This window comes from Bartonella sp. CL162QHHD (assembly GCF_042195435.1).
GTDB lineage: Bacteria > Pseudomonadota > Alphaproteobacteria > Rhizobiales > Rhizobiaceae > Bartonella.
In genome coordinates, this window is sequence record NZ_JBHIOG010000004.1 from 16,614 (window position 1) to 36,569 (window position 19,956).

At 37.0% G+C, this 19,956-nt stretch carries 8 protein-coding genes, 2 tRNA genes and 2 pseudogenes; 7 read left to right on the forward strand and 5 right to left on the reverse strand.

The features are described 5' to 3' along the window. Nucleotides 1-642: 642 nt before the first annotated feature. Nucleotides 643-6,399 carry an autotransporter outer membrane beta-barrel domain-containing protein gene (locus ACFILD_RS00165; RefSeq protein WP_375664605.1) on the reverse strand — a complete coding sequence of 1,919 codons (5,757 nt, stop codon included), beginning with the start codon at nucleotides 6,397-6,399 and terminating at the stop codon, nucleotides 643-645. A 199-nt stretch (nucleotides 6,400-6,598) separates the two neighbouring features. On the opposite strand from ACFILD_RS00165, the gene ACFILD_RS00170 reads away from it, so the two are divergent. The 5 genes from ACFILD_RS00170 to ACFILD_RS00190 all read left to right on the forward strand — a co-directional run bounded on the left by ACFILD_RS00170 (nucleotide 6,599) and on the right by ACFILD_RS00190 (nucleotide 10,445). Next, the gene (locus ACFILD_RS00170) at nucleotides 6,599-7,549 is read left to right on the forward strand and encodes a siderophore ABC transporter substrate-binding protein (protein ID WP_375643607.1); all 951 of its coding nucleotides are present in this window, start codon (nucleotides 6,599-6,601) and stop codon (nucleotides 7,547-7,549) included. Nucleotides 7,550-7,652: 103 nt separating this feature from the next. Further along, nucleotides 7,653-8,609, forward strand: a complete 957-nt coding sequence (locus ACFILD_RS00175; RefSeq protein ID WP_273791483.1) for an iron chelate uptake ABC transporter family permease subunit — start codon at nucleotides 7,653-7,655, stop codon at nucleotides 8,607-8,609. A 67-nt stretch (nucleotides 8,610-8,676) separates the two neighbouring features. Then, the gene (locus tag ACFILD_RS00180; protein WP_375654582.1) at nucleotides 8,677-9,552 is read left to right on the forward strand and encodes an iron chelate uptake ABC transporter family permease subunit; all 876 of its coding nucleotides are present in this window, start codon (nucleotides 8,677-8,679) and stop codon (nucleotides 9,550-9,552) included. Then, a complete protein-coding gene (locus ACFILD_RS00185; RefSeq protein ID WP_375623948.1) occupies nucleotides 9,549-10,307 on the forward strand; it encodes an ABC transporter ATP-binding protein in 759 nt (252 codons plus the stop codon). The genes ACFILD_RS00180 and ACFILD_RS00185 overlap by 4 nt, the downstream gene beginning before the upstream one ends. A 64-nt stretch (nucleotides 10,308-10,371) precedes the next feature. After that, a tRNA-Gln gene (locus ACFILD_RS00190) sits at nucleotides 10,372-10,445 on the forward strand. A 189-nt stretch (nucleotides 10,446-10,634) separates the two neighbouring features. Here ACFILD_RS00190 and ACFILD_RS00195 read toward each other — a convergent pair. Next, nucleotides 10,635-10,834: pseudogene (locus ACFILD_RS00195) on the reverse strand (DNA adenine methylase); the annotation flags it as partial. A 1,545-nt stretch (nucleotides 10,835-12,379) separates the two neighbouring features. Then, nucleotides 12,380-12,580: a hypothetical protein gene (locus ACFILD_RS00200; RefSeq protein WP_375664606.1), complete on the reverse strand. Its 201-nt coding sequence runs from the start codon at nucleotides 12,578-12,580 to the stop codon at nucleotides 12,380-12,382. A 458-nt stretch (nucleotides 12,581-13,038) separates the two neighbouring features. Here ACFILD_RS00200 and ACFILD_RS00205 point away from each other — a divergent pair. Then, nucleotides 13,039-13,112: transfer RNA gene (locus ACFILD_RS00205), tRNA-Gln, on the forward strand. Nucleotides 13,113-13,699: 587 nt separating this feature from the next. On the opposite strand, the pseudogene ACFILD_RS00210 reads toward ACFILD_RS00205, so the two are convergent. Both ACFILD_RS00210 and ACFILD_RS00215 read right to left on the reverse strand, forming a co-directional pair. Then, nucleotides 13,700-14,654: pseudogene (locus tag ACFILD_RS00210) on the reverse strand (phage late control D family protein); the annotation flags it as partial. 711 nt (nucleotides 14,655-15,365) lie between these two features. Beyond that, complete coding sequence (locus ACFILD_RS00215) at nucleotides 15,366-15,956, reverse strand: hypothetical protein (RefSeq protein ID WP_375664608.1); 591 nt, start codon at nucleotides 15,954-15,956, stop codon at nucleotides 15,366-15,368. A gap of 1,624 nt (nucleotides 15,957-17,580) precedes the next feature. Between ACFILD_RS00215 and ACFILD_RS00220 the strand changes: the two genes are divergently transcribed. Then, on the forward strand, nucleotides 17,581-18,801 hold the full coding sequence (locus ACFILD_RS00220) for an MFS transporter (protein WP_375643664.1): 1,221 nt from the start codon (nucleotides 17,581-17,583) through the stop codon (nucleotides 18,799-18,801). The last annotated feature ends 1,155 nt before the right edge of the window (nucleotides 18,802-19,956 follow it).

The window sequence follows — 19,956 nt, forward strand, 5'->3', positions numbered from 1 at the left end:
AAAACAAAAGCACTTACAAAACACCCCATTGCACACCTCAAAAATACGAAAAGTGTAACAAAAGAACATGCCTCATGCTCATCTGAACTGTGCAATGAATTATCCCAATAAATTTGGCAAAAGCTCTACGCCAAAACCACCTATAAGAGAATAGTTACAAAACGCACTTTATAAGTGTATAATGCATTCTGTATTTCGTGTAAAGAAAAAATAAAACCGGTGCGTGCAATTAATTAAAAACACAATCAAACCTTGTGAACTTTAAAAATTAATCCACAAGGAGATGAATGAAACAATGACTTAAATCAGTAGAAAACAAACGCTCAAAAACGAGCTTTAGAAAACATCAAATATTATATTAGATAATATCAATACAGTACCAAAAAGGATAACGTAACGCATACCGGTCTGCTGAACGCTTTAAAAGCCGATAAAAGCGAAGCACTCTATCGCATCAGTAGTAGCATAAATTTTAAGAAAATTCGCTTTAGCGGAGAAAAGTGCTCTCATGCATAAAACAAACTATGTCTTTTTTGCTTAATAAAGAAGACGAGATTTTTTAAGAACAACACAAGTTGTTATAAAGAGAAAAGGCAGCACAATGTGCTGCCTTTTCTAATAAGGTACATAGTGTACCTTATATTAAAACTGATAACGTACTCCTCCGGAAAAACTTGTTCCCGAAAAACCAGCCTTATTAAGCTTATGTTGATAGAGAATATCAGCATGCAGAGAGAACTGTGGCAACAATTTGGCATTAAAACCTAATCCAGCCTCTATAGAGGAACCAAAAGCTCCTAACTTGAAAGCATCATTGAAATGCACAGACTGTTTTCCTTCAAAACCATGAGCAAGATAAAGCTTACCATAGAAAGCAATAGCATTCACGCCTTCAGAACCTGTAGGAATCTTGGTTAAGCGTCCACCAACACGTGCTACCCACTGATTAAGGTTACCCATTTCAATATCAAAATTGTCAATATCACAAGCTTTATTAAACTGGAGATGTTGATACACAACCTGAACCTGCGGATCAAAGACAAAACCCTTATATCCTGTCGCAATTGTCTGACCACCAACTAAAGAAACACTCAAAGGATTACCTTTTAATGTTGCTGTTTTACCCCGTGCAAGGGTGAGAACATCGCCTTTAAACAGACCATAGGATAAAAGACCGTCGACATAGAAGCCAGCATTATGCTGCATGCTACCATATACCGTAGCAGTCCATTTATCAAATGCACTCTTCTGGCTTTGCTCAACATTCAAAGGCTGCAGAGAAAGTTTTCCATAAGTTCCCATAACGCCAAAGGATATAGCACTGTCAGCATTTTCAATAGCTTGCAGCAGAACACCTGCCTCTACACCATTATAACTAAGATCGCCGTCATAACCATATTCAAGTGCGGAAAGATCTGAAGCATAACGGTAACTTCCACCATAGCCGCGCAAGTATAAAGCGGGATTTTCACGAACCTCTACCATTCCTGTAGAAGTCATCCGCAACGTCTCCAATTGCTTATTTTGATTGCTAATATCCATCAAACCAGCGTGGAATACGCTATTAGGCAAGACAAGATAAGTTGGAACCTGTGGAACAACAGACCTTACAAATTGTTCAGGAAGGGCAGCAGATCCAACAGACTTAACATACTGATTTTCTAGACGGAAGTTCCAAAATTCTCCACCATCCTTAACAAATTTCTGCTGAACATGCTCCTGTTTCGAAGTCGCTTCTGGACCATAAGCACGAAGAGTATATTTGTAAGGTGAGTTTCTCAGTGCAACATAATTGCCATCGAGTTGGAAAGAGTCTTTCTTTGCTTGACCATAGACCTGAATAATTGAAACAGTATGAGCAATCTTGGCATTCGCTTTACCATCTCCTACATTGCCCGCATCACCTCGTACATGTATTTTTGTTTTTCCAGAAACATCACCATGAATTACAAGCCGATCAGTAACTTGCTGATCACTCGGATCACGAGGATTTAAACGTGCATTGAGATAAATTACAGCATCACCCTGTGCCGCATAAACTATTCCTTTCCCATTTCCAATATGGAGAGTCTGATATTTTCCTTCAGATTCCGAAGGTGCAAAATTAATAGCACTATTTACAAGACTTACAAAAGAAATACATGAATCCCCACATCCTAAATCTAGAGTACCTAAATTCTTCTGCGTACTTGTTTTTAGAATCCACTGTGAACTATTAGCCAAGTTTAATTTTGCATAAGAACTTTTATCAATGCGAACATCACCTTTAACAATAGAACTATCAACCGATACCGATATATTCGAACCATTCTCGGCTCTTAATAACAAGTCACCAGCAAGAGTTGTCTTATTTTCTAATGAAACATGACCAACAGAATTATTACCATAGATCGCTATACCATTTGCAACTTCAAAATCAGTTTTTTTCAACGAAATTGCCCCTGTTACACCTATAGGTGTTTTCTCCTGTTTGGATACAGTACTCCGCTTAACAACATTTGTTTTCTCAGTTGCTAAATCCTTACTTCGATTTTGTTGACTCTCTTCTTTCTGTATTAGTCCATCAAAATATATGCCGTAGACTCCGTCACCTTCCACCCTAACAGTTGAAGACTCGATATTTGCATGATTCATCGTAGGACGAACCTCAGAGGATCTCCTTCCCCTAGAAGAGCCTGTCTCAACCACTTGATCATCAGACTTCATAATCCACAAAGCATGAGCATCAGTCACAATACTCCCATTCTTAAAAACAACAGAAGCATTATCACTCAACAGCAAAGCTGCACGCCCAAAGTTATCTGCAAAATCTAACTTACCTTGTCCTTTTTTCGCAGTAATATTAACTTTGTCTAACTCAACGCTTCCCCCAGCTTCGGACCTCACAGCCACTCCCTTTTCCAAAGTAATAGCCCCAGAGTCCATAGACACCTTACCAGCCTGACTTACCAAACCAGCCACAGCCAAATCCCCCGTCACGTTAATTCTCGTATCCTTTAAATTAACAGATGATCCAGAACCCGCCAAAGCGCCCACATAATGCGCATTAACTGATCCACCAGTCATCATAACCTTTCCACCATTTTGAGCTTCAAGCCCAATTACAGAAGATGTAATTGTTGAGTTTTTTTCCAAAACAACTTTTGCATTGTCTTCTGCAAGAACAGCACTCACAGCCTGTAATTTAGTAAGATCAACATTGCTTTTGTTATCATCCCCCCCCATAATTGTAGCATTCTCTAACTTAATAACTGTATTTTCATTCTGTGCATGCATAGAATGTTGAGTTTTATCCTTTGCTTTCAGTGTAAGATTTGTCACTGTATGTGATTTACCATCACTACACGAATAAGGAGTTTGCGCCCCCTTCTCACCATTATCCTGTGTGGCATCACATGTAGAAGAAACCGTTTCCTTACCAGGATTATTAAGCAAAAGAATACGTCCAACAGCTCCTCCAGAAGAGGCAACAGGTTTTACAGAAATCTCAGAAGTAGAATGCTTCATGGAAGCAGTTGAATTTAGACTAGAAGATGCAACAGGTGTTACAGAAACCTCAGAAGAAGGCTTTCTGGAAGCTGCTGATTTTATAGATGGAAGCCTATTCGATATAGTGTGCCCAGATGATACAGAAATCCCATCTGTCGATATCACAGAAATCTTACCTCGATCAGATCTCGCAGCTGAATCAGCTCCTGAAGGCATTAAATTTAACGAACTTCTATCTCTAGATGAAGGAGATGAAACAGTATATACGCTATACTCAGATGTCTCAGATCTTGCAAGATTAGCAGATGCCCCCTCCTGAGATGCAGCAGAAACAACAGGAGACGTAGTAGAAGAAGGAACAGACGTTACAGTTTCAGATGTTCCAGCCCTCCTCAGATCAGTAGATGCGTCCCCCTCAGATACAGTAGAAGTAACAGAAGACGTAGTAGAAGAAGGAAGAGACGTTACAGCTTCAGATGTTCCAGCACTCCCCGGATCAGTAGGTGCGCCCTCCTCAGATACAGCAGAAATAACAGAAGACGTAGTAGGAGAAGAAAGAGACGTTACAGCTTCAGATTCTCCAATCTCTACGTATCTATCATATCCGCCGTCTGTACAATCTGCCTCCTCTGTCTCAGAACTCCTAAGTAATGCAGAGGTTTCATTCGCATCAGAAGTAATAACTTGATTAGGTAGTCTAGCTTCAGAAGTTTCAGATGGAAGATTTGATCCTACAGCAGAATTATCTACCTCACTTCCCACAGTTGCACGAGATGGCACGGAAGAAGTCTTTACTCTCGCCCTCTCCCTATTGTCACCTACGAAAGAAAGAGAATTACGCTCATAAGGCAATTGTTTATCTTCTAAACGAAAATCCCAAACACTTCTACTATTTTTAATTAATGTATTATCGAAATACTGCATTTTCGAAGGAATAGCTGGACCATAAGCACGAAGAACATACTGATAAGGTAAACCGCCTATCGTAACATACTCACCATTCAGTTTAAAAGAATCTTCGCTCGCCTCCCCATAAACCTGAATAATTGAAATACTCTGAGGTTTATAAGCTTTAGCACTCCGACCTCGCCGACCCTCACCATTTGGTTTCAGTGTAAGCACATGCACCTTAGTTTGACCAGAAACATCACCATGAATTAAAAGCCTACCAGATAGTTGAGAATCCTCTGATGTATTAGCCTGCATCAATGCAGCGAAATAAATATAAGAATCCCCAGAAGCGGTGTAAACTGTGCCTTCCCCATTTCCTATCCGAAGCATTGGATAACTATAATCTTGTTGATTCTCATCTCCTAAAGGCAAAAGCCCAATAGCAGAATTGTTAAGTTTTAAAAATGAAACACATGAATCCTCACACCCCCTATCTTGAGGCTTTCCAAATTTATTTTTCGTTACATGCCACTGCGATTCATTGAATAAAAAAATCTTACCCTGAGAACCTTTTTCAACATAAGCTTCACCGCGAACTATAGAATCATGAACAAAAACCGACACTTCAGACGTAGCTTCAGCTCGTAAGAATGAATTACCAGACACTTTCGATCCGCTATCTATAAGGACAGAGCCTCTCATATTCTTACCTAAAATGGCTGTACCATCTGGAACCATAAGAGTAGTGTTGTGCAAAAAAACTAAAGACTCCTTATTTTGTAATTGATTACTTTTTGATCGGCTCTCTTCTGGATCCTCGTATTGATTATCAAAATATACGCCTGTAGACCTTTCACCACTCAAGTTAATAGTTGAAGATTTTACAGAAGCCCTAATCCTAAAGTCCACTTCATCGGTTCTTTCTTCACCGACTCCTGTCCTTGTCTTTTGGCCTAAAATTTTGGGTATAAGATAGCTAGCATATTCCGAAGAAGCAAGAAACTCGCTACTAGGATCATCTATTTCAATACGTCTCACTCTTGTATCATTATTTCTTTGAACATTGTTAGAATCTTCATCATCATTGTCAAAGACCCATACACCAACAGAATCTGAATGATTAATGTTTCCATTTTTAAAGGAAATAAAACCTACATCTGTAAATAAAAAGCTACTCAATCCCTGTCCTGCAGCGCCAGATTTGCTGCTATCAATTGTAACACTAACTTTATCTAATTGAATGATTCCTCCGTTTTCTGCCACAACTACAGATCCACCTGTCGGGACAATAACCTTCCCCAATTTCATATCTATTACTGTTCCATTGCTGGCACGCAAACCCATTACCTCTTTTCCCTCTTCATCATTTCCCGCCTGTGAGCCCGACACAGTAATCGCTGTATTATTCAACAGAATAAGTGATTCATGCGCAGCCTCAACACCCATATTTACACTAGAGATTGTCCCTCCTGTTATAATGGCCTTTCCACCAAATAAAGCGTAAATCCCAGTGTCAAAATCACGAATCGATGAGTTTTGCAATTTGACCACTCCATCTTGTGATGCATATACAGCGCTCCCATACTGTGGACCTTTAACCGACACAATCTCTGAACCAGGTTCATTCTTAAGAGATGAAGAGTTCAATTCAATAATTGTCGGTTCAGTAGCTTCTTCTGGTCCTGCAACATCATCTTCTCCACTAACACCAATCCATCCCGCTGTTACAGCAGTATCACCCTTCTTCTTCACCACAATCGTACTATTACGTATTGAGTGTTTTTTTCTATCACTACAAACAATAGGTGATAAAGGGTTCTTATCATCTCTATTATCCGCTACATTACATGCATTGGCACTACCACCAACGCCCTGTGGGACACCGCCAACACCAACACCACCAGGAACACCACCAGGAACACCACTACTCGCTATAGAAGCATCAACACCTTGTAAAAGGAAAAGAGCGCTCGCTGTCAGTGCGTACAAACGTGTACGCTTTTTAAATACATTGATCATATGTCAAACTTTCTAAATAATGTTGCAAAAACACTAGAATTAAGTGAAAATGAGGTAAGTGAACAATTTGTAACATATGTAAGTCAACTTTACAACATAGTGTTATTTATTTAAGCTTCATTTTGTGCATAAAGATACCTAAGTTAAGGTTTTTAATTGCACAACCCCTTGTAATATCAGATAAAAGGATAAAATCACGATGATAAAATATATGAAATGGATGACTTCTGTTTTACTGGTTGCCATCAGCTTTGCAACGGTTTTGTGGACTCATACGAGTATTGCAAATACCAGTACCCAGACAAATGTAACGATTGATCATGTTTCAGGCACGACTTCTGTTCCCGCTTCTCCGCAAAAGGTTGTTGTATTTGATCTTGCTTCGCTAGATAATATGAATCGCCTTGGTATCAAAGCCGTTATCGGCCTTCCAGAAGGAAAAAAACCTTCCTATCTGCAACAATTTAATGATGAAAAATATGAAAGAATTGGAACCGTTTTTGAACCAGATTATGAAAAAATTGCCACTCTTCAACCCGATTTGATTATTATTTCCTCCAGAACTCAAGCAAAATATAAAGATTTATCCAAAATAGCTCCAACAATTGATCTAACAGTAGAAAACGAAAATTCTCTTGAAGATATTAAACGAAATGTGTCTATCCTTGGAAAAATTTTTGGCAAAACACAAGAAGCAGAACAGGAAATTGCAAAACTCAATGAAGCTTTTGCTGAAGTCCGTAAAAATACCCAAGGAAAAGGCACTGGGCTCATACTCATGACTTCTGGTGGAAAAATCAGTGCTTTCGGACCAAAATCACGTTTCGATATTTTTCACTCCGCTTTTGGAATTGCCCCTGCAACCGATAAACTTACCGTGCAAAAACATGGACAACTCATTTCTCCTGAATTCATTCTTGAAACCAATCCTGATTGGTTGTTAGTGATTGATCGCGATGCAGCCATTGGACGGGAAGGACAATCCGCAGCACAATTGCTCAACAATGAGCTTGTTCACCGCACAACAGCGAGCAAACAAAACCAAATTATTTATTTGGACTCTTGGAGCTGGTATCGTGCAAATGGTGGTTTAACGGCACTCATTGAAACCGCACAGCAGATCAATGAAGCCTTTACAAAGAGCAAATAAGCGTACAAAAGAGCTTGCTTGCTATATAAATAAAATTTAAAAGCAGAGGTTGTTTATTAAGCAGTCTTTGCTTTTTGTAGATTTTGTTAGAAAATGATTTAACGTGAAGAATTACTGGATAACCATAACACTTCTAATTTTCCTGTCGATCCTCAGCATTTTTGTTGGTTATTCTGATGTCACACCTTCTGACCTTTTCGCAGCCGATCCCCATGCGTGGCTTATCTTTTGGCAAACACGTCTTCCTCGTACCATTGCAATCCTTTTAGTAGGCGCAGCACTTGCACTTTCAGGCATGATTATGCAACTATTGACACGCAATCGCTTTGTCGAGCCATCAACCACTGGAACCATTGAATCTGCTTCCCTTGGCATTCTTTTTATTATGATTTTTTTACCCGATATTCCTGTTTTAGGAAAAATGGTCGTTGCGACAATTTTTGCCATGGCAGGCACTTTACTTTTTATGTTTTTATTGCGACGCATTCCTCTAAAATCTGCTCTCATTGTACCCCTTACAGGGATTATGCTAAGCTATATTATTGGCTCTTTAACCAATGCCATTGCAGATTATGAAATGTTACTCCCTTCTCTTCAAGCTTACTTATTTGGCAGTTTTGCGATGGTTCTTGAAGGAAAATATGAGCTCTTATGGTTATCCCTTCCCCTTTGTATTCTAGCCTATTGTACTGCTGATCGCTTTACGGTTGCAAGTTTGGGAGAAGATTTAACCAACAACCTTGGATTGAATTATCGTGTTGTCATGTTTTTTGGTCTTTTTATTGTCGCCTCAATCACTGCTGTTGTTGTCTGTACCATTGGCCGTATTCCTTTTGTTGGGTTGATTATTCCAAATATTGTTTCAAGTTTCATGGGAGATAATATGCGCTATACCGCTCCTTGGGTGGCCATCAGCGGTGCAGGATTGGTCTTGATTTGTGATCTTTTAGGACGAATAATTCATCCCTCTCTTGAAATTCCCATCAGCACCATAATGGGTGTAATCGGTAGTTTTATTTTTATGATACTGCTTTTACGCTGGAGAAAGCGTCTTGGATAAAAGAAGAAAAACAATATGTGTACTAACAACACTTATCATCATAGCATGTACTATCATTAGTCTTTACATGACATGGAATATCAATGTTTATACATGGAAATTTCGTCTTACAAAACTTTCCTCTCTGCTTCTTATTGCCTACGCAATAAGCGTTTCTACGGTTTTATTTCAAACAATCGTTAATAACCGTCTTCTTACCCCTTCAATTATGGGATTTGATCAGCTTTATATTTTAATAAAGACTGCCCTAATGTATTTTGTAGGCTCTCTTTCTTTACCCTTTTTGAATGAAGAAGGACAGCTTGTTCTTGAAGCCCTCATTCTTATTCTTTTTTCAATAAGCCTTTTTCGCTGGCTCTTTTCAGGAAGCCTAAAAGGGCTTCATTTGACGCTTTTAATCGGTGTTGTTTTAGGCGGCTTTTTTTTCAGTTTACGGATGTTTATGCAATTGCAACTAAATCCAGACCAAATGATGAATTTAACGGATATTATGTTTGCAAATTTTAATAAATTCAATACACCATTAATAAGCTTTGCCACAATCATTGTCTTCATTGTGAGTCTGATTGGATGGCATTCCCGTCATCTTCTTGATATTTTGGCTTTGGGACGTGAAAATGCCCTCAATCTTGGCGTTAATTACCACAAAAGTGCGACAGCTGTCCTTATTTTTGTTTCCATTCTCGTATCCATTTCCACCGCATTAGTAGGCCCCGTCACCTTTTTTGGACTGTTAGTTGCCAACCTTTCCTATGAACTTTCTCCTCAAGCAAAACACAGTGTTGTTGTGCCGATTGCAATATTGTTAGCGATTATTTGTTTGGTGGGGGGACAATTTATTTTAGAACAAATTTTTCATATGGCAGGGCGTTTAAGTTTTATCATTGAGTTTTGTGGGGGTATTGTTTTCTTAATGTTACTGATGAAGGGAAAACTAAAATGATTGAGATCAATCATCTTTCCAAGGCTTACGGAGCACGATTGATTATCGATAATTTATGCCTTCATCTTCCAAAAGGGGGGATTATTTCTCTCATTGGGCCCAATGGTTCCGGAAAATCAACTCTTTTAATGCTGATAAGACGTCTTTTGCCACACCATAATGGTACAATTCATATCGACGGCTTTGATATTGATAAAATGCCCCACGATATTTTGGCTCAAAAACTCTCAATTCTGCGTCAAGAAAATCCTTTGTCTTTTCGCTTAACCGTGTACGATTTAGTAAGTTTCGGACGCTATCCTTATTCAAAAGGCTGGTATACACATGAAGATAAACAATTTATCGACAGTGCGCTACGCTATCTCGGCTTACAAGATTTAAAAGACCGTTTTTTAGATGAGCTTTCTGGCGGTCAGCGTCAACGCGCTTTTATAGCCATGGTTATCTGCCAAGACACTGATTATCTTCTTTTAGATGAACCATTAAACAATCTGGATATGAAACATGCCGTTTCTATGATGAAGCAGTTACGCCGCACAGCTGATGAACTGAAAAAAACCATTCTTATTGTTATGCACGATATTAATTTTGCCTCATCTTACTCAGATATGATTGTTGCATTGAAAAATGGGAAAGCGGCCTATTGTGGGACTCCAAAAGAAATTATGCAACCAGAAATTCTTAAAGACATTTACGATGTCGATATTCAAATCAAAACAATTAATGACATCCCTATCGCTCTTTATTATCGATAATCATAAAGATTTTTTGCGCTTGCATGCACTATAGAATCTGCTAGGGATAGTAAAATTGGCTTATTGGGGAATAGTTTAATGGTAGAACAGCGGACTTTGACTTCGTCAATCTTGGTTCGAATCCAAGTTCCCCAGCCAGTATTTAATGCCAGCCAGTATTTAATGCCAGCCAGTATTTAATGCCAGCCAGTATTTAATGATTGTAGCTTGTCATCGGGTTTTGTATAATTTGAAAGCAGGTTTTGCATCAATTTATTTTTTTCAAAGGATCTTCAAAAACGTTCACGGGTTATTTAAAATCCCTTTAATGCATATTTTTCTCTTCCTCTAAAAATTGCAATTTGAGATGATAAGCTCTTGAGCCGGTGCGGATTCTTTGAACCACATGTATAAGATGTGCCAACCTCTTTTATCTTAAATTGGCTAAAGATTTTTCGGATCTGAGGCACATCATTGACTTTCCCTTTAATTGCACAAGCAAAGCAAACATCGTCTGGTAATCCTCTCGCAAATAAATCCTTTCCATAGTAATACACGTATATCTGGCTATGTTTATGGGAACGCCTTATCTAATAGCTATAAACCTATCTAAAGAGAATTCAAAAAAAGAAAGCCGTGCCAAATGATATGACGCGGCTTTCAGATATTGATTATAAGATTCGAATGAATCATCCACAATGGAGTAATGAATGCATATATACAAAACGTATCATATTGCAAGTGCTCTATTAGAAATATGAAAACTTATCAAAAGAAACGTAAATGATAGCTATGATTTTGATATCATTCATTAGCATTATAGAGCCTATAAAAGCTTAGTAACTTTATCAATCCAATCAAAAGAAAATGCATCTTAAATGAATGTCTTCTCAATAAGGCTTTCATAAGTATCTTTTCATTTTGCACTCAAATGTAACTTCTTTGCAAATTAACCAGCTCAAATTTGAGTTGGCAAAATCAACCAATCCAATTTTGGAGGCATTATCTTTAGAATAGAGCCATCTTTAAACATTATAGCTTTTGACTCAAAATTGAATAAAATCCCATGCCTTAGATGTTACAATGGTTTTGAATTTTGCTGCCTCATCTTTTTTTCAATAGGTGCCCCCCAATTTGGGGGGAGCTCATTTGGTTTCGTATTTTTAAACTGTAACTTTTAAAACGTTTTTTGCTCGCTTGCTTGCGTTATATCATTAAAAGGTTTTCAGTTTCATAAGACATAACATTGTGATTTTCATTCTATATTGTGATGATAGTATCCATATAATGCCTGCCTATCATTTACTAACTTTTTAGTAAGCGTTTTTAAAAACGATCTTGTCTTTAAATTCTTTTATGCAATCTTTATGAACTCAATCCATAAGCTTATGATAGTTTCAAACGATTATTCCTTTTAAGGTTGCACTCAAATAAAGAGCAAAACACATCCCATTCTTAAATGTATACAATTTATGTTATCGATAATTCCAAACGACTGAAATTTAAAACAATGTGATTTGTGCTGTGATAAAAACGTATCATAAAATTTATGACCTGTTATGAATGATAACCGCTTTTCATTTCATTTGAATGCACCCATGCGTTATAATATTTGCATCATGATTTGCTTTTTATGGTCTATTCATCCATGGCAATCTTATATAAAAAATGATCAATTCAAACATGCATAAAAGTATGGATTCTTAAGTGGGTTTATACAAAATAACTGCACTTAATGTATTGATTTTATTAGTTTTTATGTACAGTACCTTTTTAACTTCATAAAGATATCAATTTCCTTGTAAAGAATATTCCTCCCATTCCAACAAAAGACTCCACATAAGGCGATGAGGGATAGCTTCTATGATTTACAGGTACTGATCACTGGCCATGCAATAACGCCGACTGATGTCCAAGCCAATGAGGCCGCCTGTGGGAACAGGCAAGTTGTGGGGCTGAATATAATGGAACAGCACCGAACGGATAAGCCACGCGTCGTAAGTAAGCCTCCTAGCGTGCATAGCTTATAGGTTTTGGAAACAGACAATTATTATAATTCAGGTATTATAATTCAGACGATTAAACATCGGATCTCAGGCTTTTAAATCCAGTGGACAAACACGAATAATGTGTCCGTCTGGATCTTTGATTAGGAAGGTACGTCCAAATACATCAGTATACGGTTCCTTCAAAACATTTATCTCAACAGTGGTTTGCTCTTTCCATTCCGCATAGAGCTTATCTACATCCTCTCCCTTAGGCAACATAATGCCGATTTCTGAAAAACGAGGCACATTTTCCTCAGGCGCATCGCCCCCAGATCAGAGAGCAAAGAGTGCGTCACCTGAAGAAGCAAATGCAACATAACGTGGCGAGATGAATACAGGTTCTTTCTTGAAGATGAATTTGTAAAAAGCAGTAGAATATTCTACATTTGAGACATATACTAACTGTAGGTTTGGGGGAACAGGATAAGTGGAAATATTACTCATTAATTCTCCATGATTTAGTAGCTGTCTTTTAACAAAGTATGCCTATATAGAGAATATTTCAACAAGAGTTTGTGATGCTTCCGTTCACGGTGTGCTCTATTTATATGTGTTTATTCGCTTATTGCTATATGCTAAAACATTGAGACCGCCACTACTGGGATTATAATGATATCCCTATCGCTCTTTATTATTGATAATCTAAAGATTTTTTGCACTTGCCTACACTATAGAATCTGCTAGAAATGGTAAAATTGGCTTATTGGGGAATAGTTTAATGGTAGAACAGCGGACTCTGACTCCGTCAATCTTGGTTCGAATCCAAGTTCCCCAGCCAGTTGTATGTATGTAGCTTGTGTAGTGTAGCTTGCCAGTGTAGCTTGCCAGTGTAGCTTGCCAGCAGGTTTTGTATATTTTGCCACTAGGTTTTGTACCAATTTATTTTTTTCAAAGAGTTTTTAAGGGGTTCTCAAAGGGTCTTCAAAGGCCTTTCAAAGATCATTTAAAGCCTCTTTTTCTTTTCTGCTCAAAATCGCAATTTGAGATGATCAATCATTGAGTTGGAATCGTATTATTTGAGAAGCAGCGGATATAAAGCGTATATAAGATGTGTTCACCTCTTTTAGCATAAATTGACTGATGATTTTTCTGTATCCTAAGCACATTATTCAGGACATTATTAAATAAGAGAAGCGTTTAAGGAATTCGATCAACTTGACCAAATTGCTCTTCAGTCTGCAATTGTGCAATGTTTGCACCATTGCTCCTTTAAGGAATTGGGTAAACATTACCCTATTTCTGTACTCATGCAATTGGATCAACTTGATCCTATTTCTCGTTTTAGCAATTGGGACAAGTTGTCCCTATTCCTCTAAATGCCCTTCATCACCAATCAAAGGGTAAACATGACCCTTTGATTTTCTGTCACTCAGAGGTTTCCTTTTCTCCTGCCTCTTTTCCCTTGTTTGGTGCTTCAAGTGTAATTTCTGTGGTGTATCCACTTTGTTTTTCATAGCAGTGGGTGACGGTCGCGGCTTTCCATGGCCCATTGATTTGCCCACGAAACCCTTGCAATAAAAGAGGTTGATCCGCCATGATTTCAGGGCGTCCCTCAAGGGTCAAAGAACCACTGCCTACAGCACGACACAACCTGTCCGACTCGGAAGCAGCAGCAGCTCGTGCTTCCTCCTCACAAGTGTAACAGGTCCGTAAACGCCGCACGGGACCGCTAAACCCTGTCGGATGTTTGACTTGGCATTGCTGCCCTTTTGAGCGATCAAAATAAGAAGCTTCAATGGTGCCATATTGCGTACGTGGCTCTAGGGTAAATTCCCAGTTGGAACAGTCGTGCTTATGAAGTTCGAGTGCTGGTAAATTGTCACCGCTTAAAAATAAAAACTTATTGTCCTTGATCAAAAAACGTGCCCGCATGCGATCGGCAAGGCGGGTTAAAAAATCAACAGCCGATTGATCTGTACGAATCACATAAGGCAAAGTTTGTTGAGTGAACTGAGGACTGACCTTTGCTTGATAGCCATGACGTTTGGCAAGTGTCTCAACAATCTCACCAACAGTTTTGTGATCAAAATGTTCACTCACCTGTTCTTTGAGCTCTTTACGCATCGAGGCACTTTTGCCACAAAGGCGCAAAATCTCTCCATCACTGCCCCCACAACTGACCACNACTTTTGCCACAAAGGCGCAAAATCTCTCCATCACTGCCCCCACAACTGACCACTGACTCCACAACAAAACGCCCCATAAAGGCACTGATGCTGTTCTCATAACCAAAGATCACCTGTAACGCACTATTGCTTGAGGGAACCTCTAAATCATTGCCACTATCGTCAAACTCTGCTTCAAATGTATCGGCTTTATTACACAACACATTGATTTATAATGATAATTTACTGTTTTGTATATTGAATGAGAGACCCGAATATTGTAAGATTCTCTCATTTCAAATCTGTTTATATTGCTGAAGTATTTTTTTCAATTTTTTCCTCAATCGTATTGTGTAAAATTAAAATAATCGGGATAGCCATAAAACAACAGATCAAAATAAATAAGCTAAAAATACATATAAAAGTAAAGATATCAAACTCTCTGCCCCCATCCAATACTTGGATAATGACCTTATCCAACATCTGGATAACAAAGTCTACTGCCAAAATGATAACAAATATGCAGATGATTATTTTATAGTCCTTCGATGAAAGGACCATAACTTCTTTAAACGCTAAAACTTCAGATTCTTTATCAAATGCTGGAGAGACTCCCAAAACCTTATTATCTGGATTTTAAAGCGTCTCATGAAATGGTTATGTTTCTTGTATTGTCATACTGGTCTCATTTTTTTCTTTCATTTTCGGAGCGTGTTTCTGGTGATTCTCCATATCTTTTCCATCTATCTCTTTCCGCTCTTTGACAGTTTCTGTTACACAAAAAACAAAGAGTCCCTATAATAACCATAACGGATATGATGAGTACTATTGCAAATCCCACCGTTCATTCCTTTTTCAATGAAATCGTTGTTCATCATCTCATGCATTCTTCCTCATTTGCATTAATGAACAACTTTGCTGTTTTCTTATCGAGATATTTTCTTCAAATTTTGAAGCCTATTGTTTAAACTATCAACTTCGTGATTGAGCCTTTCAACTTCTTTATTGAGTCTATCAACATGTCCATGATGTTCAGAAATCACTTCTAAGTAATGTAACATTTGAGACTGATCTTTATGCTTATTTGCTTCACCTAGCCCTCGAAAGGCTTCTGTCCTTTTCTCAACATGCTCAAATATAGTCAAAACCTTCTCGATCCGCTCAAAAACCGCAGCATTGCGTTTTAGAGTTGTTTGATATTTATAAGAAAGTTGTTTGTTGTTTGGCATATTTTTCAGCAATGCCAAATAGAGTTCCTGCTGTTCAAGAGCTATTCTCTTCAAGTCATCTACCATCACATTCAATATTTTTACGGTATCGCTCCATCCCCGTTCAGCATTTTCTTTTTCAAACTTGACTGAATCCAACTTTTGAACAGCATCATCGCGCTCCCTAACCACTGTGGAACAAAATAATTTATCTATACCCGTATAGCCATGCGAGGTAGACAAAAAATATGGTAGCAAAAATATGATAAGCAATAAGCCTTCTCTAAACAGAACTTTTTTTGTAAACATTTTTTTATTTTTCTCTGAACACAACAATTTAAATAGACATATAAATTCATATCAAAATATTCATAATGAAATTTATTAAATCTATTTTAAATAATCTACAATAAAAATAAAAAATGATAAGTTGTACAACAATTAAATACGCTACACATAGAGTAAATCTATAAAAACTAATTTATTCAACAGAGTAGCCATGGAATTTTCTATCTAGTTTTATATCTCTAGAGGAGTAATTTAATCTTTTATCCATGACTTTAAAAGAGTTTAATACGATGCTATAAATAATTCAAAAATGACATTTTGATTAACAATCATATTAACAATGGTGAAATAATGAGTAGACAAAACAGATAAACACAACCAATGATATTGAAGGGTATAAAGGCTACTTTTAATATAGCTTTGTTTTTTATCAGCAGCAGTAAAAAGTTTGTGTTTTTTACAAAGATTAAAATTTATTCATTTTTTATCGTATATTTTATGCTATCTTCCTTAAATTAATTAAAAGATCATAGAGTATTAAACTGATAGAATGCATTTTTCTCAAGCGGCATTTTTAGAGAAATGTTGATTTAATCAGTGAAGACAAACAATGAGCAAAGTTATAATTTGAAAAGACAGTATATAATATTTATGATCAATGATCTAAATTAGAGACATGAATTGGGGGAGTTTGATCTTTCTTACAGCACAGTAGCTCAAAAAAACAGTAGATGAAGTTTAAAATTCACCATTACCCATCATAAGATGAAAGCTTTCATCCCACGTTTGATTTTTTTAAACTATTTTCTTGTCCTGTCTGTAATATCTAAAGAATATCTTCAAGCACTCATAAGCACTCTTTTAGGTTATCATTTCCATGATCAAAGTAATGGTTATCGAGCGTCTATTCAAGATACTGTTTTGCAAAAGGAAATCATCATTTCAGGATACGGAGGGATTTATGTATTTAGCCACAATATATCATGCACCCTTCCTCTTATATCAGGAATTTAATTCTTAATCGTAATGATGTGATCAAAAAGCACCTTGCGAGACAATCTTTTTAATAAATTTTTAATAAATAAAGTAAAGATGAATTCTGAAAAAAACTTTTTTAGACGTAAAGTGATACGGAGAAACAGTCAGAAAGAAAGGGGGGGGGATTACAAATGTTGATGACTATAAAAAAAGATATCAAAAAATTACCAAAAACCGATTTATGGATCATTTGTGCTATTTCACCTGATCAGCAAAGAGAATGGATCAGTAAATGGTATATAAAAAATAAACAAGTCTCTATAAGTTCTAATTATGTCAATGATCTTGCCGTCCTAGGATCATTTTACAGATCTAGACAAAATGATTGCTATGAAAGCAACAGCCCCACAAGCAACTCCCCTCAAAAGATGACAATCTCATTTATGAGGCTTATGTTGCTCCTCATAATCACTTTAAAATTGCATCATTTGCTCTCATTAATACGCTTTGAAGTCTCATATAGACTAAGGGACCTTTTTAATTTTGGGGTGGTTATGGAAAACAGCTTTCCACTGATCCCTGAATGGGGATATGAAACCGCTACCTTTTCACAGAAAAATATTCTTTTCAGTGGAAATTCTTATTGTACAATCTATGGAACAACACAATGAACAGACCACGCGCCCTTGCTCTCAACTATGGCTCCTATAATGCTGTCCGCATGCTGATCGGCGTTTACCATGCTATTTTTTTAATGTCCATGGGAGTTAGTCTGGCGCAATTAGCTCTGCTTCAGGTTGTCTTTTCCACCACTATTCTGCTGCTTGATTTTCCCTGCGCTGTTTTATCTGACAGATATCGACGTAAATATTCCGTTATGGCTGGGGTCTTTATGACAGGAGTATTTTATATTTTATGCCTTCAAGCTCCCAATATGACAGCACTTATTATTGCGCAAATTCTCTATGCAGCGGGCATTTGCATCATTGTCAGCGCCATTGACGGATGGATTTACCATTCTCTAGGCGATAAACAGGATCACTTTTCGCATTATGCTCATCTCTACCACCAGGTTAACTCTTTCGGAAGTATTCTCAGTGGGATTGTAGGAATTGGAACGATCTATTACTCTGGACAATATTTTATGGGATATATCATCTCATGCCTCATGATGGGATTTATTTTTTTGATATTCCTTATTGTTCCTGAAGAAAAGAAAACGACAATTGAAACGTCCAAAACAAAAACAATCTTGCACAATGCCAAGGAAACGCTCTGGATATTTCAAAATACAGTAGGAGGAGCATGGTTTATTTTCCTCATGTGCCTTTTTAGCGCTGGTATTCAGATTATTTATCATTTCTGGCAACCTATAATACTTTCAGGGGGAAAAATTCATCACCTCAACGGTTCGCAAATGCTCGTCTTGATGTGCTGCCATATTGGAGCCTTTTCAGCACAATATTTTTCAAATTTACTGATGTCTAAGTATCATGTTCTTGATAAAAAATATAAGAATTCTATAAAATATTTTTCCTTCTTTTCTGCTCTGATGTGCATAGCGCTCTATTTTTTAGTTCATAGCCATCAAACTGCTGCATCAGTCATCGCCTTCTCTTTAATCCATGGATTTATTTGCACTGTACCGATCGGGGCAAAAAGCTTATTTTTCTCAGAACTTAACCAAAAACAAACGCAACATATTTCCGGTATTGTTGGTGCTGTCTCTTTTAGCGGAAGAATATTTTCAATTACAGTATTGAGTATTATTTCTTTTCTTCCTGCAAAAGTTTCTCCATCTTACTACCTAATATTACCGACCATTACTTTTTTCATGTGTGGTTTGGTTGTCATGAGATGGATGAAACACTCTCAAAAGTCTCTATGAGAGGAAAACCATAACATTTCACCCACAATGTTTTCTTCTAAAAGAAATCGATACTTTTTTGAGAGCATTGCCACATCCAACTTTCAATATACAATGCAAATATAAAGCAACACATTGATTTATAATCATAATATACCAAACTTGAATATTGTAAGATTCTTTCTTTTCAAATCTATTTTTATGGTTGAAACAATCAAAATCATTTGCTTGCACATCATAAGTGGAGAAAGCCGTATAGATAAAAACAATTTAGAAAAGAAAAAATGCCTTTATTATGAACTCTCATAGTTAAAATCTATAACAACAGGAAGGCAGATATATAATATGCCTCTTTGCATCTTCATAAGGATATAAATGGTGTGGCTTTATAAGGCTTTATGTGTCTCACAGAAACTTTTGTGTTTTATACCATTTACGAGGTGGCGTCGCAAAATGGGCTTATACACATTGCAAAGATATCTCTTTAAAACAAGTGCATAAATTGGCAACACAAGTATATTTGTGTTTAGAACATGCTTTTTATATGAGAGGCATAATCCCAACGGAATAAACAAAAGCGTGAGATACGCAATCTTCATTATTTAAAGGACACGACCATAGAGATTCATGAAATTTGTAAAACTGAATTAATAAGATGATGATAAAAATGGGAGCTCATTTCCATCTTTTCCGTTTTCATATTTTTTTCAAAATTAAAAGATCCTTCCGTTTTTAGAAATAACTCGCTAACAGATATATACAATATTTTCTCCCCTATTTGATATATAAAAGCTGACATAACCGATAAAGCAGTAAACCATCTTAAATATTGATCTCAAATATGCCGTTGTATAAGGAATAGGTGTTGATTGACACGCAAAAGCAAAAGCTTAGTAAAACAACGTCATAAAATAATAAATATGCCACCAAACGATTGAAACGACATAGGGAGATCAAAAACACTTTGTAGAACCAAATCCGTAACATATCTAGCTTTACGGCCGCTTATTCTTACAAACGTTCATGCTGCTCCCTATATCCATAAAATAAATAAGCAATCCTTAGCTAAAAAATATGCAACGTCAATGTGATTGCTATAACAGAGCTTCGCTTTCTCCTTTATCAACAATAGCAATTTACATGAAACATCTTGCGCTTAAAATATCCCCCATTGGT

Bases quoted from the DNA above. Each gene is read 5' to 3' on its own strand.
- ACFILD_RS00185 (WP_375623948.1), top strand. From the start codon at position 9,549: ATGATTGAGATCAATCATCTTTCCAAGGCTTACGGAGCACGATTGATT.
- ACFILD_RS00165 (WP_375664605.1), bottom strand. From the start codon at position 6,399: ATGATCAATGTATTTAAAAAGCGTACACGTTTGTACGCACTGACAGCG.
- ACFILD_RS00180 (WP_375654582.1), top strand. From the start codon at position 8,677: ATGACATGGAATATCAATGTTTATACATGGAAATTTCGTCTTACAAAA.
- ACFILD_RS00220 (WP_375643664.1), top strand. From the start codon at position 17,581: ATGAACAGACCACGCGCCCTTGCTCTCAACTATGGCTCCTATAATGCT.
- ACFILD_RS00170 (WP_375643607.1), top strand. From the start codon at position 6,599: ATGATAAAATATATGAAATGGATGACTTCTGTTTTACTGGTTGCCATC.
- ACFILD_RS00215 (WP_375664608.1), bottom strand. From the start codon at position 15,956: ATGTTTACAAAAAAAGTTCTGTTTAGAGAAGGCTTATTGCTTATCATA.